The following is a 14,243-nucleotide window of genomic DNA, read 5'->3' on the forward strand; positions in this document are numbered from 1 at the left end:
TCCGGATCAGCTGGGCCGGTGGGGGAGGTAGACCTCTTCGAAGAGCTGCGCGGCGAACGGCGTGAAGTCGAAGTCCTCGACGTCGTACCACTCGTCGAGCGTGCTGAAGTCCCCGCCCTCCTCGTAGCCGAGCTCCTCGGCGACGCCGGACCACTTGTCCGCAGCGTCCTTCATCCGCTGGGAGGCGTCGGAACCGATGAGTCCGTCCTCCTCGACCTGGGCGATGAGCTCGTCGTTCGTCTCCTTGTACTTCTTCTCCGCCTCCGGATCGAGCGGCGTCATCTCGCCGCCGGCCTCGCGGAGCTGCTTGACGCCTGCGGCGTTGCCGTTGGCGATGACCTCGGAGCTCGCGACGAAGCCGGGCTCACCCGCATCGAAGATGATCTGCTGGTAGGCGAGCGGGAGGTTCTGGAAGTTCGATCCGGCGAGCATCGCGCCGGCCCCGCGGCTCGACAGGCTCGACTCCGGCGATGCGTAGGAGACGTTCGGGGCGATCTGGAGGAGACCGGCCTCCTCGGACGGGAGCAGCTGCGCGAGCGTGCAGTCGACGGTGCCGCGCTGGATCGCCTCGAACACCTCGACGTACTCCATCGACACCGGGGTGGCGCCGAGGTTGCTCGCCACGGCCTCGAGCGACACGCTGGGGATGCGGACCTGGCGGCCCTTCCAGTCGTCGAGCGTGGTGCCGGCATCGGAGCAGATCGCGTGGTGGTTGCCCGTGCTCACCACCGGGGTGAGCGGCACGATGCCCTGCTCCTCGTACCCGGCGAGGATCTCCTCGGAGTTCCAGGCCATGTCGATGATCGCGGCGTTGCCCACGAGCTCGCCGACGACGGGGGAGTTCGGCAGCCCCGCCGAGGTGGTGGCGAGCGCGTCGAAGGCCGGATAGGTGGAGGGGTCGTAGATCGGCAGGGCGTAGGAGACGTCGATGCGGCCGTCGGCCAGGGCATCGTCGATCTCCGAGTAGCCCGCGATCGCCTGCGCCCAGATGACCTCGACGGTGATCTTCCCGCCGGAGCGCTCCTCGACGTACTCCTTGAAGTCATGGGCCGACTGGGCGGAGACGGAGTTCGGGCCCTGGGCGCCGGCCTGGTAGACGATGTTCATCGGGTCGAGCTCGGCGAGAGCGGCGTCGACGTCCTCCTGGGACGCCCCGTAGTCGAATCCGGTGCCGCCGCCGGTGCCCCCGCCTCCTCCGCCGCTGCCGGCGGATCCGGCGCAGGCGCTGAGGGCGAGGACGGCTGTCGCTGTGATGGCGGCAGCGGACAGGAATCGGGGAGATCGAACAGTGGTCATGGGGGGTTCCTCCTCGTCGAGGACGCTCGCGTGGCGCGCTGTCGGTCGGGGTCGTGCGTGAGCCCACGGCGTTGTGGCTCAGATCACTTATACCACCGATGGGCCGAATTCTTGAGTCCGACGTCAGATTCGCTTCGTTGCGGCGGGCGTGCAGATGAGCTGCAGAACGGTGGGCGTCAGTGCGGCAGCGCCTCGTGCGAGGGCTGGTGACGGCGCCGGGAGGCCTCGCGCCGGTGCTCCTGGGCGACCTCGCGCACCGAGGACGCGCGGTGCCGGGTGCGGAGCCGGACGTAGATCCAGCGCCCGATGCAGGCGGCGAGCGCCCAGGCGGTCCCGGTCACCGCCCCGGCCAGGACGTCGGTGAGCCAGTGGTGCCCGAGGTAGATGCGCGAGGTGCCCATGAGCACGCTGAACACGGCCAGCCCGGTGAGCGTGAGGACCCGGCCCCGGCGGCTGCGCACATACAGCAGGACGAGATAGGCGAGCACGGTGGCGATGACGAACGTGTTGAGCGTATGACCGCTCGGGAAGCTGGGCGAGTGCTCGAACGGAGGCACTGCTTCGGTGAGCGGGGGACGCGCCCGTCCGGTCATCGTCTTCCCCTGGGTGGTGAGGAAGAGCGACCCGGCGACGGCCACGACCATGAGCACGAGCGGAGTGCGGGTGCGCCACCACCACGTGAGCGCGATGATGGTCGTGCCGGCGAGGATCGGCATCCCGATCGTGCCCCCGAGGTGGGTGAAACCCGTGACCACCGTGTTGAGCCAGTCCGTGCGCTGTGCGAGCATCCAGGCGTGCACCGGGCCGTCGATCCGCTGGGCCTCTCCTCCTGCCTGGACCGCCTCGTAGAGGTCCTCCAGGGCGTCGAGCGAGAGGGCGATGACGAGGAAGACGGCGGCGGCCGGGAGCAGGCCGATGAGGCGGGCGGTGAGCTTCGCGACGCGTCCGGGCGATGCGGTCGGGGCGGTCTCCTCCGGCTGCGCCTGCGAGCCGGGTGCGCGATGATCCATGGTCCCGATTCTCGCTCATGCGCGGACCGGCCCACGCGCTGGGCGCCCGTCGGCCGGATCGTCGGCCCGGGGCCGTTCCACCTGCGAATACGCGGGGGCGTGATGAAAATGTGATGAAAATTGAACGAATTGCGGGTTACTCTGGCGTCAGTTCTGCGGCACTCACTGTCGAGGCGCCCTCAGAGCCGACGCGGGTCCCCGGATCCGCTCGACCGTTCGCACGATCGACGATGGAGTTGAAGTGACCGTGATGAGAACAGCAGGGAGCATGAAGTTCCGGACCACGGGGCGCAGGGCGGTGGTCGGGGGTGCTGCAGGATCGGTGCTGCTCCTCGCCTCGGCGTGCGGCACCGCCGGAAGCGTCGGCGGTGGAGGATCCGCCGGAGAATCGGGAGGCTACGAGTACGGAGCCTCGCAGGACGAGATCAATGAGGCGATCGCCGATCTCGAACCCGTGAACATCGTCTACCAGGTGGGAACGCCCTCGGCGAACTCGACCACTGGAGCACGATCGCTGCAGTTCAAGGACGCGGTCGAGGAGATGTCCAACGGCCAGATCGAGGTCGAGATCGTCTGGAGCATGGCCGTCGCCGGGTATCCCGAGGCGATCGACGCCGTCGTCGACGGCCGCGTGGACGTGAGCTACCACCTCGTGGGGTACGAGCCGCAGCGCTTCCCCGAGGCCACCGCGCTGGCGACCGCGCTGGCGAACGTCGAGTACTCTCCCATGGTCGGTGAGATGGTCGCGCACGGTGTGGCTTCCGAGATCGGGTGGAACAGCGAACCGCTCCTCGACCGCTTCGAGCAGGAGGGTGTCAGGCCGCTGGCCCCCTTCATCGCCAACGGCGCCTACTCCCTCAACTGCAACTCGCAGATCGCCACCGGCGACGACCTCGAGGGACGGCAGATCCGGGCCGGCACCTCGGGCCAGAGCCAGGCGGTCCAGGACTTCGGCGCGGTGCCGACGAGCATGGAGTTCACCGAGGCCTTCGAAGCCATGCAGCGCGGCACCATCGACTGCGACCTCTCGCCCACCGCGGCCAAGGACATCAGCGGCGTGTTCCAGGCGGCTCCGCACCTGAGCTACACCACCGAGGCCAGCTGGCCCCGGTTCCCGGCCGGCTTCTTCGTCGGATCGAGCTTCGACAACCTCCCGGTCGCCTATCAGCAGATTCTCTTCGATTCGGCTGATCTGCTGGTGAGCGGTTCGGCCCAGGGGTACGTCGACTCGAACAAGAACCACGTCGAGGACATCCGGAGCGTGGACGGCACGATCAACGAGTTCGATTCGGCGATGCAGGACGAACTCCGGGAGATCGTCGACAGCCAGACCGAGACGAACATCGCCGACGGCCTGGTGCCGGAGGACATCGTCGAATCGATCGCCGAGCTCGAGGAGAAGTACCGCGGCATCGTCACCGAGCTCGGCTACGAGGACGGCGGCGACATGGAGACCATGGACGAATGGTACGACCCGTCGGCCGACTGGTCGGACTACTCGGATGCGATCTTCGAGGAGGCCGGCGCACTCGACCACCGGCCCGGCGGCTGACACCGCCGGCGACACCCGAGGCGGTCGCACGCGCCGACTGTGCACGTCCGTTCGAGAACATCGTGGATGATTCGAGCGGACGTGCACACTCGGCGCTGGCCGGAACGGGGAGGACACGGTGGGCCCCGTGGGGCTCGAACCCACGACCCGCGGATTAAAAGTCCGCTGCTCTACCAGCTGAGCTAGAGGCCCGAACGGTCGAATCGTCAGGATGGGACCGTTCAGCGCGCGATTGCGCGCGGCACAAGTATAATCCGCGCGGTGGCCGCCTGCCCAATCCCTCACGCCGTCCAGACCCGCCCGATCCGGAGCACGAGCCCGTCTTCGACCGGCCCGGGCTCTCCCGCGCCCTCCCCGCGCGAGTCACTCGGTAGAGTTGCAGAGGCTGCCGGCACCGCTGCGCAGCCTGGACGGACACGGGTGGGCAGGAGGTGCCGGATGGCGAAGAACCGCTCTCGTCCGACCCCGACCGATCCGAGCGGCACCTGGCGCCTCATCGCCGCCCTCGCCTTCGCGAGCACGGGGGCGGCCTTCATGCAGACGCTCGTCGTCCCCATCCAGAACTCCCTGCCCGAGCTGCTCGGCGCACCCCGGTCCGCGACGGCCTGGGTGCTCACCATCTCGCTCGTCGCCGCCGCCGTCACCACCCCGATCTCCGGCCGGCTGGGGGACCTGTTCGGCAAGCGCAGGGTCGCCCTGGCGCTCATCGGTCTCCTCGTCCTCGGCTCGGTCATCGCCGCCCTGTCCTCCGGGCTCGTCGGCGTCCTCGTGGGCCGTGCGCTCCAGGGCGCGAGCATGGGCATCATCGCGGTCTCGATCTCGATCCTCGGCGACCAGCCCGATCCCCGGAAGAACGTCACCGGCATCGCGATAGTCAGCGCCAGCCTGGGTTTCGGCGGCGCGCTCGGACTGCCGCTGAGCGCCTGGATCGTGCAGATCGGGGACTGGAAGCTCCTCTTCTGGGCCACCGCAGCGCTCGGCGTCGTCACCCTGCTCGCCCTCCGCGCCGCCGTGCCCGCCTCCCCGGGAACCCGGCAGCGCGTCGATGTCCTCGGCGCCGTCGGACTCGCTGCCGGCCTGTCGGGCATCCTCGTCGCGATCTCCCAGGGGCCGGTGTGGGGATGGATCTCCGCCCCTACGCTCGGCTTCGGACTCGGCGGCATCGGTGTGCTGTTCGCCTGGGGCGTCTACGAGCTCCGGATCGGTGCCCCGATGGTCGATCTCCGCCTGCTCGCCCACCGTCGGCTGCTCCTCGTCAACGCCGGGACGATCGCCCTCGGGTTCTCGTTCTTCATCTCCCAGGTGGCCTACATGCAGATGCTCCAGCTGCCGGCCGACACCGAGGCGGGCCTCGGGCTGAGCACGTTCGGCGGCAGCCTGGCGCTCGTCCCCAGCGCCCTGACGATGATGGCGCTCGCTCCCGTGTCCGCGCGCCTCATCACCGTCCTCGGCGGCCACCTCGCGACATGTCTGGGGTCGGTGGTGATCGCGCTGTCCTACGCCTACACCCTCCTCTGGCACGATGCGGTGTGGCACATCGTGCTCTCGAGCACCGTCCTGTGCGCCGGCCTCGCCCTGTCCTACGCCGCGATCCCCACGCTCGTCATGGACGAGGTCCCCCGCGAGGCCACCGGATCCGCCAACGGCGTCAACGCGCTCATGCGCAGCGTCGGCACGAGCAGCGGGGCAACGGTCTCCGGCATGGTGCTCGCAGCGACGAGCCGCGAGGTTGCCGGCTCCCAGGTGCCCTCGCTCGACGGATTCCGCGTGAGCTTCGCGCTCGGTCTTGCCGGAGCGCTCGTGTGCGCTGTCCTCGTCTGGGCCGCTCGCCGCTCCCGCTGACCTGCACTCCAGTCCTCAAGTCGAGCCGAGCCTCCGCCGGCTGCCGCGCTGCAGGTCACACGCCGTCGACCTGTCATGTCCGCTCGATCTTCCCATCGAACTGCCATGTCTGCTCGATTCCGGACGGAGAACCGTGCAGGAGCGGCAGGTCGACGGGAAGACCGTGCACGAACGGCAGGTGGACGGGACGACGAGATTGGGCAGACCGAGCAACCTCATCCGCTCTCAGAGACGGACGTCCGGCCGGTAGGTGCGCGGCGCCTCGTCCGCAGCAGGTCCGGTGTCGGCCGAGCCGGTGTGCGCGACGACGTCCTGGTCCTCGGAACGCCGCCCGCCGAAGATCCCGGACCTCCGGCCGCGGCGGTCACCGCGACCGCCGCCCTTCCCGGTCTGCTGCTCGTCGACGACCTCGCCGTCGATGACCTCACCGGATCCGCGCTTCTTCTTGAGCCGAATGATGTTCTTGAGTCCGCCGACGACGGTGGCGTCCTTCTTCGGGGTGCTCACCTGCGGGTCGAGCTCGGGCTCGAAGTTCACCGGGAACGGCCCGAACGCCGTGCGCGCCTGGTCGACGACGGTGAGCGCCATCTTCCGATTCACCACCGCGCCGATCACCGCTCCCACGCCGAAGGGCAGCAGCCGCCCGACGAACGAGCCGCTCGCCCGCGCCGCGTACTTCTTGAGCAGCGCCTTGCGCATGCGACGGGTGAGCGAGTTCATCATCGAGGCGGGGACCTGCTTGGCGACGATCTGGCCCCAGTTCGCCGTCACCGCCGGCCCCGTTCCGCGGGCCTGGCCCGCGAACTTCTTGACGAGATCACGGCCGGAATCGCCGAGCGTGAGGCCCATGACGAGAGCGTTCGCGCGCTCCGGGTCGCGCACCGGCAGGCCGTGGAGCTCGGCGACGGCCTGCGCGTAGAGCGCCGACCCCTCGAGGAATCCCGCGGTCTCCACCGCGGCCACGCCCATCGCCGCGCCGGTGCCGATCCCCGGCACCACTGCGGTGGCGCCGACCGCGGCACCGCCGTCGGTGGTGAGGTTGACGTAGTGGCTGCGGACGATCTCCGCGATGTCCGCCGGTGTCGCATCGGGGTTGCGGCGACGCAGCGATCGGAGGTAGGCGAGGACGGCCGGGCGCTGCACGCTCAGCAGCTTGCGGATGCCGCCCTCGGCCTTGGGATGGAGGGTGCCGTCGTCGTTGATCGCCATGCCGGCGGCCCGGCCGATGCCGGAGTTGACCATCGTGCTCTTCACCATGGGAGTTCCTCTCTCGCACTCGCGCGCCGGGCCGGGTCGGCTCGAATCCGCAAGCGACATTGTGAAGTCGGACACTGCGCATCAGTCTACTTCGCCCCTCCCGGGGTCCCTCGAATCCAACTCCCAGCACCCGTGGGGAGTACGCGGAGCACCGCCGGCCGCCACGGCCGCCGGAGTACACTGGGCGGCGATGTCGACACCAGGGAACGCCCCGCGCCACCACCGCCCCCGCGTCATGCCCGACCTCGATCACCTGCGGCCGCAGCCGGATCCGGCCGCTCGCGCCGAGGCCGCTCACTCGACCGCCGTCCTCCTCGTGGGCAGCAGGGACGGGCAGCGCGACGCGGACGCGACGGCGCGGTTCGTCCGCCTCGCCGACGAGGTCGGCCTCGAGGCCCTCGCCGAGATCTGGTCCCGGGCGCCGGCGGTCTCACTGCCCGGTGCGCTGTGGCGGCTCTATGCGCTCCGCGATTGGATCCGCCGCTCGCCCCGGCAGGCCGCCGACTGGTTCGACGCCGGCCGCCAGGGCCACTCCGTGGCCGAGGTGCTCGCCGGTGTCGAGACCCCGCCCGGGCCGGATGCGGTGGCCCGCGCCGCTGACCGGATCCTCTCCGGGGCGTTCGCGGGGGATCTCGCCATCGCACTCGCCCGCGCCTCGGCGTTCGTCGAGGTCGCCGCGCGCGGCCGCGTCCTCACCGGGGACACCGGCACCGGTGCCGAGCAGTTCGAGAACCTCGCTCGGGATCTCGCTGGAGCCGCTCGCGCGCGCCGGCAGGGCCGCCTCGTCTGAACCCACCGGGCGAGCACACCGCACGCGTCCCCGACGCGGATCTCGCAGGTCGCCCGGGTGCTGCTGGGAGCGGTTCCGGTGGTGATCGCACAGGTCACCCGGGTTCTCGAGCATCAGCGATCCGCCGTTGGGAAACCGGCGCCGGGACTTGTATCCTGCTCACGTGGCCCGCGAGGGTCGCATCGGGTGTCGGATCGCTGAAGCCCCGGGCTCCAACATCAGCCGCTTCGAGCGGCCTACCGCCGAGAGGCGCTCTCGGTCCGGCACCCGCCCTCCAGCAGCACCGAACGAGGAGAACCGCGTGAGACTGCGCCGGGTTCCACGCGAATCACAGTTCTACGACCTGTTCATCGAGCTCGCCGCTCACCTCCAGGACGGCACCCTCGTCCTCGCCGAGCTCTCCGGGATCCCGGTCGACGAGCGGCGGGCGGCCGCCCGCCGGATGCAGGAGATCTGCGACTCCGCCGACGAATCGGCCGGGGCCGTGCTCCGCCGGCTCCGCGAGAACTACGTCACCCCGCTCGACCGCCAGGATCTCTTCCTTCTCTCCGACACCCTCCGCGAGACGTGCCACGCGCTCGATGCGGTGGGCTTCGCGATGACCTCCTCGGCGTTCGACGAGCTCCCGGTCGGCGCACTCGAGATGCTCGCGCTGCTCTCCACCCAGGCGGACCAGACGCTGCGGATGACCCAGCGGCTGCGCGGCAAGACCGATCACTGGGAGTACGTCGAGTCGATCGACCGGCTCGTCCATCGCGCGGTCGGGCTCCAGCAGAAGGTGTCCGACGCGGTGCCCGCATCCCGCCGCGGACTGACGTACGCGACGGCCGTCATGCAGCTGTCCACCGCCTTCGTCCACGCGTCCCGGTCATTCAAGGAGATCTCGCGGGTGATCGCCACGATCGCCGTCAAGGAGTCCTGAGGTGGAGCTCCTCTTCGCAGCGATCGTCCTCGTCATCGTGGCGTTCGCGTTCATGAACGGCTTCCACGACGCGGCGATCACCGTCGGCAATGCGGTCGTCCACCGCGCGCTCACACCGCGCCTCGCACTCGCGCTCGCCGCAGTCTTCAACTTCATCGGAGCCCTGCTCGGGCAGAGCATCGCGGAGGTCGTTGTCGCGAACATCGTCGATTTCCCTCCCGATCACGTCGACATCCTCCTCATCGTGCTCGCCGGCGTGCTCGGCGGCCTCGTCTGGAACATCGCCACCTACCTGTTCGCACTGCCGGTGTCCTCGACCCACTGCCTGTTCGGCGGGCTCATCGGCGCAGGGCTCGTGTTCGGCGCCACCTCGTCCGGACGTGAGCTCTTCGTCTCGGTGCTCGCCCCCCTCATCCTCACCCCGCTCGTCGCCTTCCTCCTGAGCTTCCTGCTCATGGGCGTGGTCAGCGCGGTCGTCGGCGCGACGGCGATGAAGCCGCTGTTCCGGCGCAGCCGGATGGTCTCGAGCGTCCTCACCGGTGCCCTGTCGCTCGCGCACGGGATCCAGGACGCGCAGAAGTCCGCGGCGATCATGATGGTCGCGGTCCTCGCGTATACCACGACGGAGCCCGTGGTGCTCGACGCGTTCTCCATCGACTGGCCGGTGCGCATCACCATCGCGTGCGCGCTCGCCCTCGGCACCCTGCTCAGCGGCTGGCGGGTGGCGCGCACCCTCAGCGTGCGCATGGTCCAACTCGATCCGGTGAAGTCCGCGGTCTCGGACTTCACCTCAACCTCGTTCATGTTCATCGCCGCACTCCTCCTCCGGGTGCCGGTGTCGATGAGCTTCCTCGTCGTCGCGGCGAATCTCGGCACCCAGTTCGAGGATCGGCGGGCCGGGGGGCGGATGCGCTATCTCGTCCCGGTGCTGGGCTCGTGGCTGCTGAGCCTGCCCGCCGCAGCCGTCCTCGCCGCGCTCCTCGCCCTCGTCCTCCTGCCCGCGCGCTGAGGCGCACGGCCGCCTCGGCCCCGGCCGGCCCTCACATCCGGTGCCGACCCTCCCAGCGGCCACGACGACGAAAAACCCGCGTTTCCTGCTGCGGCACGCGAAATCTGTACAGGAATCGCGTGCCACCGCAGGAAACGCGGGTCACTCGTGTGAAGCGGACCGTTGGGCCGCGGGCGCACCCACGGACCGCAGGACCCGGACGGCCCGGTCAGCCGAAGCGGCCGGAGATGTAGTTCTGGGTCTCCTCGTTCGCCGGGTTGGAGAAGATCGTGCTCGTATCGTCATACTCGATGAGCTTGCCGGGCTTGCCGGTGCCGGCGATGTTGAAGAACGCGGTCTTGTCGGCCACGCGCGCCGCCTGCTGCATGTTGTGCGTGACGATGACGACCGTGTACTCCTCCTTGAGCTCGTTGATGAGGTCCTCGATCGCGAGCGTGGAGATCGGGTCGAGGGCCGAGCACGGCTCGTCCATGAGGATGACATCGGGGGAGACGGCGATCGTGCGGGCGATGCACAGGCGCTGCTGCTGGCCGCCGGACAGCCCGGATCCCGGGCGGTCGAGGCGGTCCTTGACCTCCTCCCAGAGGTTCGATCCGCGCAGGGAGCGCTCGACGATGTCGTCGGCCTCCGAGCGCGACATCCGCGAGCCGTTGAGCTTGTGGCCGGCGAGGATGTTGTCCCGGATCGACATCGTGGGGAAGGGGTTGGGCCGCTGGAACACCATGCCGACCATGGCCCGGACGTTGACCGGGTCGACGCCCGGAGCGTAGATGTCGTCGCCGTCGAGCATGAGCTGGCCCTTGGCGTAGGCGCCGGGGATGACCTCGTGCATCCGGTTGATCGTGCGGAGGAACGTCGTCTTGCCGCAGCCGGACGGGCCGATGAAGGCGGTCACCGAACGCGGCTCGATGCTGATGTTGACGTCTTCCACCGCGAGGAACTTGTCGTAGTAGACGTTGAGGTTGGTGGCGTCGATGCGCTTGGACATGAGTTCTCTTCCTGCTGTGTGCTTCGGGCTGCGGCTCAGCGGCCGGAGTTCTTGGGGGCGAAGGCCTTCGCGATGACGCGCGCGATGAGGTTGAGCAGCATCACGATGATGATGAGCACGAGGGCTGCCGCCCAGGCGCGCAGCGTCGAGGGCTCGGGAGCCGCCGGCGCGGTCGGGTTGACGAGCTGGCGGTAGATGTACACCGGCAGCGCCGTCATCCAGCCGGAGAGCACGTTCCAGTTGACCGTCGCCGCGTAGCCGGCGGTGACGAGGATCGGAGCGGTCTCACCGGTGACGCGGGCGATCGCGAGCGTCACGCCCGAGGCGATGCCGGACATCGCGGTGGGGAGGACGACCTTGAGGATCGTCCGCCACTTGCGGACGCCGAGCGCGTAGGACGCCTCGCGCAGCTCGTTGGGGACGACGCGGAGCATCTCCTCGGTGGAGCGCACGACGACCGGGATCATGAGCACCGACAGCGCGATCGCGGCGGTGAGGCCCATCTTGACCATCTGCATCTGGCTGGGTCCTTCGCCGAGGATCGTCGTGATGACGAGCTGGACGGCCGCGAAGGCGAACAGGCCGGCGACGATCGACGGAATGCCGGTCATGACGTCGACGAAGAACGTGATCGCGCGGGAGAACCAGCCTCCGCGGGAGTACTCGACGAGGTAGATCGAGGCCATGAGCCCGATCGGCACCGAGATCAGGGTGGCGATGGCGGTGATCGCAAGGGTGCCGACGAGTCCGTGGAGGAAGCCGCCCATGAGCGGTGCGCCCTCGTCACGGGTCGCCTGGTCGGTCGCGCCGGTGACCCCGGACATGTCGTCCCACAGGAGGTGCGGGTTGGCGAGCAGCGTGGGAAGGCCCTCGGCGACGACCGTCCAGATCACCGACACGAGCGGGAGGAGGGCGATGAGGAAGGCGCCCCACACGAGGTTCTTCCACAGGCCGTCGGTCGCCCGGCGCCGGTTCTCGACGACGAGGGTGGTGACGTACATGCCGATGACGTAGAGCACGGCGGTGAGGACGACGAAGCCGGTCCAGTTGAATCCGCCGCTGAGCACGAACGTCACGGCGGCGGCGAGGACGAGCGCGCCGATGAGCACGGCGATCCAGGTCCACGACGGCTTCTGGCCGGCGGTGAGGGAGTTCTTCTTGGCGACCCGTGCCCGCGAGTCGTGTGCGGCGGTGTCGGTCGTGGTCTTCATCAGTTGGCTCCCGAGAATTCCTTGTGGCGGCTGACGATCCAGCGCGCGACCATGTTCACCGCGAGGGTGATGATGAACAGCATGAGGCCGGCGGCGATGAGCTCGGACTGCCGCATGCCGAACGCCTCGGGGAAGTTGAGTGCGATCTCCGACGGGATCGTCGCATTGCGTCCCGAGGTGATGAGGCTCAGCGAGAACACGCCGGGGGAGAGGACAAGGGTGACGGCCATCGTCTCGCCGAGGGCGCGGCCGAGGCCGAGCATGACCGAGGAGATGATGCCGGCGCGGGCGAACGGGAAGACGGTCATCGTGATCATCTCCCAGCGCGTCGCGCCGAGCGCGAGAGCCGCCTCCTCGTGGAGCTTCGGGGTCTGGATGAAGATCTCCCGGCACAGCGAGGTGATGATCGGCAGGATCATCACCGCGAGCACCACGCCCGAGGTCAGCAGCGTGCGCCCGGTCGTCGAGGGGTTTCCCGCGAAGAACGGGATGAACCCGAGGTTGTTGTGGAGCCACCCGTAGATCGGCACCATGCTCGAGGCGAGGAAGGTCATGCCCCACGCGCCGTAGACCACCGAGGGGATCGCGGCGAGGAGGTCGACGATGTACCCCACCGGGGTAGCGATCTTCCGCGGCGCGTAGTGCGAGATGTAGAGCGCGATCCCGACGGCCACCGGGGTGGCGAGCAGGAGCGCGATGACCGAGGCGATGATGGTGCCCGCCATGAGCGGCCACACGTACTGCCAGAAGGTGTCCGCGCTCTCGATCGAGTCGTGGGTGGAGAACACCTCGGGCCACAGCGCCGGGAGCGCCTCGACGACGAGGAAGATGGCGACGAACGCCAGGACCAGGAGGATGATGACGCCGGCGGCGAGCGCGGTGTTGGAGAAGACCTTGTCCCCGGCCGCGCCTCCGCGGGATTTCGTCAGAGCCGGACTCTTCTTCGGCTCGGTGGCTGTGGTTTCGGTCACGATGACTTCCTCGGTATGCCCGGATGCGGTGGCCGCTCGCCGGGTATGTGGTTCGATCGATTGCGGCTCCCGCGTCACGATGCGGCCACCGGGTCGTGGAGTGGTAACCCGATGGCCGCATCGTCAGCGATCGCCGCAGGTGATGGGCATGATCAGCCCTGGGTGCCGATGGCCTCGATCTTCTCGAGTGCGGCGTCGCGGGTGGCGTCCGAGATCGGTGCGGATCCGGCAGCGCCCTCAGCGGTCGACTGTCCATCCTCGGAGACCACGTAGTTCGCGAAGGCCTTCACCTGATCGGCGGTCTCCTGGTTCTGGTACTGGTTGCAGTAGATGTGGTACGACACGAGGACGATCGGGTAGACGCCGGCCTCCTCGGTGTCGCGCTCGAGCTCGACCGAGCCGTCATCGTTCTGCGTCGCCTTCTCGACCGCCTGGGCGGCGGCATCGGCGGAGTACTCGATGTACTCCTCGCCCACGCCGACGGCCACGGTGCCGAGCTCGCCGACCTGCGAGGCGTCGGCGTAGGTGATAGCACCCTCGGTCGACTGGGTGAGCGACACGACGCCGGAGGTCTGCTGCGCGGACTCCGCGGCGATGTCGGACGGCCAGGCCTCGACGACGTCGTGGGTCCAGGCGTCCGGGGCCGCGGCGGCGAGGTACTCGGTGAAGTTCTCGGTGGTGCCCGAGTCGTCGGCACGGTGGACGACGGTGATGTCGAGGTCGGGGAGCTCGACGCCCTCGTTCTGGGAGGCGATCGCCTCGTCGTTCCACTTGCTGATCTCGCCGGTGAAGACCTTCGCGATGGTGTCGGCGTCCATCTTCACGGCCTCGGAGACCTCGGGCAGGTTGTAGGCCACGGCGACGGGGGAGATGTAGGCCGGGACGTGGAAGATGCCCTCGGGACCGCAGACGGACTCGGCCTGGCTCTTCTCGTCGTCGTCCATCGCGGCGTCGGAACCGGCGAAGGAGTACTGGCCGTTGAGGAAGCCCTCACGGCCCGAGCCGGAGCCGACCGGGTCGTACTGGACGGTGAGGTCGGGGAACTCGCCGGTGATGCCATCGGTCCACGCGGTCATCGCGGCTTCCTGCGAGGAGGCGCCGCCGCCGATGAGGTTGCCCGAGACCTGGGTCTCGCCGCCGCCTTCGCCGCCTCCGCTCTCGGAGCCGCCGTTCGAGCCGCCGCCACCGCAGGCGGAGAGGGTGAGTGCGCCAGCGGCGAAGAGGGCCGCGGCAGGAGCAAAACGCGTGAGCTTCACGTGGATGCCTTTCGATGGGTGCTGAGTCCGGGGCGCTGCCCCGCGTACAGCCATCACGCTAAGAGCGGCGTGTGTATTCAAGACCGTTGCAAGGTGAACGGATGGTGAACTGGCTTCGAAATCACCCGACAGCTCATGG

General features: G+C 69.1%; 12 protein-coding genes and 1 tRNA gene. 5 read left to right on the plus strand and 8 right to left on the minus strand.

The features are described from left to right. Window positions 1-6: 6 nt before the first annotated feature. Together C1A17_RS12180 and C1A17_RS12185 are read right to left on the minus strand one after the other, a co-directional pair. The gene (locus C1A17_RS12180) at window positions 7-1,296 is read right to left on the minus strand and encodes a type 2 periplasmic-binding domain-containing protein (RefSeq protein ID WP_101653222.1); all 1,290 of its coding nucleotides are present in this window, start codon (window positions 1,294-1,296) and stop codon (window positions 7-9) included. Between the two features lie 176 nt (window positions 1,297-1,472). After that, window positions 1,473-2,306, minus strand: a complete 834-nt coding sequence (locus tag C1A17_RS12185) for a phosphatase PAP2 family protein (RefSeq protein WP_101653223.1) — start codon at window positions 2,304-2,306, stop codon at window positions 1,473-1,475. Between the two features lie 250 nt (window positions 2,307-2,556). On the opposite strand from C1A17_RS12185, the gene dctP reads away from it, so the two are divergent. After that, complete coding sequence (gene dctP / locus C1A17_RS12190; RefSeq protein ID WP_245873832.1) at window positions 2,557-3,858, plus strand: TRAP transporter substrate-binding protein DctP; 1,302 nt, start codon at window positions 2,557-2,559, stop codon at window positions 3,856-3,858. A gap of 119 nt (window positions 3,859-3,977) precedes the next feature. On the opposite strand, the gene C1A17_RS12195 is transcribed toward dctP, so the two are convergent. Then, window positions 3,978-4,050, minus strand: a tRNA-Lys gene (locus tag C1A17_RS12195). A gap of 246 nt (window positions 4,051-4,296) precedes the next feature. Here C1A17_RS12195 and C1A17_RS12200 point away from each other — a divergent pair. Further along, window positions 4,297-5,700, plus strand: a complete 1,404-nt coding sequence (locus C1A17_RS12200) for an MFS transporter (RefSeq protein WP_101653225.1) — start codon at window positions 4,297-4,299, stop codon at window positions 5,698-5,700. A 225-nt stretch (window positions 5,701-5,925) separates the two neighbouring features. Here C1A17_RS12200 and C1A17_RS12205 read toward each other — a convergent pair whose 3' ends face one another. Further along, window positions 5,926-6,957, minus strand: a complete 1,032-nt coding sequence (locus tag C1A17_RS12205; protein ID WP_101653226.1) for a hypothetical protein — start codon at window positions 6,955-6,957, stop codon at window positions 5,926-5,928. A 190-nt stretch (window positions 6,958-7,147) separates the two neighbouring features. On the opposite strand from C1A17_RS12205, the gene C1A17_RS12210 reads away from it, so the two are divergent. From C1A17_RS12210 to C1A17_RS12220, 3 genes are all read left to right on the plus strand, one after another. Then, a complete protein-coding gene (locus C1A17_RS12210) occupies window positions 7,148-7,747 on the plus strand; it encodes a hypothetical protein (protein ID WP_245873737.1) in 600 nt (199 codons plus the stop codon). 301 nt (window positions 7,748-8,048) lie between these two features. Further along, entirely contained in the window at window positions 8,049-8,669 is a 621-nt protein-coding gene (locus C1A17_RS12215) for a DUF47 domain-containing protein (RefSeq protein WP_101653228.1), read from the plus strand. Between the two features lies 1 nt (window position 8,670). Next, complete coding sequence (locus C1A17_RS12220; protein WP_101653229.1) at window positions 8,671-9,678, plus strand: inorganic phosphate transporter; 1,008 nt, start codon at window positions 8,671-8,673, stop codon at window positions 9,676-9,678. 208 nt (window positions 9,679-9,886) lie between these two features. Here C1A17_RS12220 and pstB read toward each other — a convergent pair whose 3' ends face one another. From pstB to C1A17_RS12240, 4 genes are all read right to left on the minus strand, one after another. Continuing rightward, window positions 9,887-10,666 (minus strand): phosphate ABC transporter ATP-binding protein PstB, encoded by a 780-nt coding sequence (pstB, locus tag C1A17_RS12225; RefSeq protein ID WP_101653230.1) that lies wholly within the window; start codon window positions 10,664-10,666, stop codon window positions 9,887-9,889. 35 nt (window positions 10,667-10,701) lie between these two features. Further along, a complete protein-coding gene (pstA, locus tag C1A17_RS12230) occupies window positions 10,702-11,877 on the minus strand; it encodes a phosphate ABC transporter permease PstA (protein ID WP_101653231.1) in 1,176 nt (391 codons plus the stop codon). Next, window positions 11,877-12,848, minus strand: a complete 972-nt coding sequence (gene pstC, locus C1A17_RS12235; protein WP_101653232.1) for a phosphate ABC transporter permease subunit PstC — start codon at window positions 12,846-12,848, stop codon at window positions 11,877-11,879. The genes pstA and pstC overlap by 1 nt, the downstream gene beginning before the upstream one ends. A gap of 152 nt (window positions 12,849-13,000) precedes the next feature. After that, on the minus strand, window positions 13,001-14,104 hold the full coding sequence (locus C1A17_RS12240; protein ID WP_101653233.1) for a phosphate ABC transporter substrate-binding protein PstS: 1,104 nt from the start codon (window positions 14,102-14,104) through the stop codon (window positions 13,001-13,003). Window positions 14,105-14,243: the final 139 nt, after the last annotated feature.

Source organism: Brevibacterium ihuae (assembly GCF_900184225.1).
Lineage (GTDB): Bacteria > Actinomycetota > Actinomycetes > Actinomycetales > Brevibacteriaceae > Brevibacterium > Brevibacterium ihuae.

Bases quoted from the DNA above. Each gene is read 5' to 3' on its own strand.
- C1A17_RS12200 (WP_101653225.1), top strand. From the start codon at position 4,297: ATGGCGAAGAACCGCTCTCGTCCGACCCCGACCGATCCGAGCGGCACC.
- pstB (WP_101653230.1), bottom strand. From the start codon at position 10,666: ATGTCCAAGCGCATCGACGCCACCAACCTCAACGTCTACTACGACAAG.
- pstA (WP_101653231.1), bottom strand. From the start codon at position 11,877: ATGAAGACCACGACCGACACCGCCGCACACGACTCGCGGGCACGGGTC.
- C1A17_RS12180 (WP_101653222.1), bottom strand. From the start codon at position 1,296: ATGACCACTGTTCGATCTCCCCGATTCCTGTCCGCTGCCGCCATCACA.
- C1A17_RS12210 (WP_245873737.1), top strand. From the start codon at position 7,148: ATGTCGACACCAGGGAACGCCCCGCGCCACCACCGCCCCCGCGTCATG.
- C1A17_RS12185 (WP_101653223.1), bottom strand. From the start codon at position 2,306: ATGGATCATCGCGCACCCGGCTCGCAGGCGCAGCCGGAGGAGACCGCC.
- C1A17_RS12205 (WP_101653226.1), bottom strand. From the start codon at position 6,957: ATGGTGAAGAGCACGATGGTCAACTCCGGCATCGGCCGGGCCGCCGGC.
- dctP (WP_245873832.1), top strand. From the start codon at position 2,557: ATGAGAACAGCAGGGAGCATGAAGTTCCGGACCACGGGGCGCAGGGCG.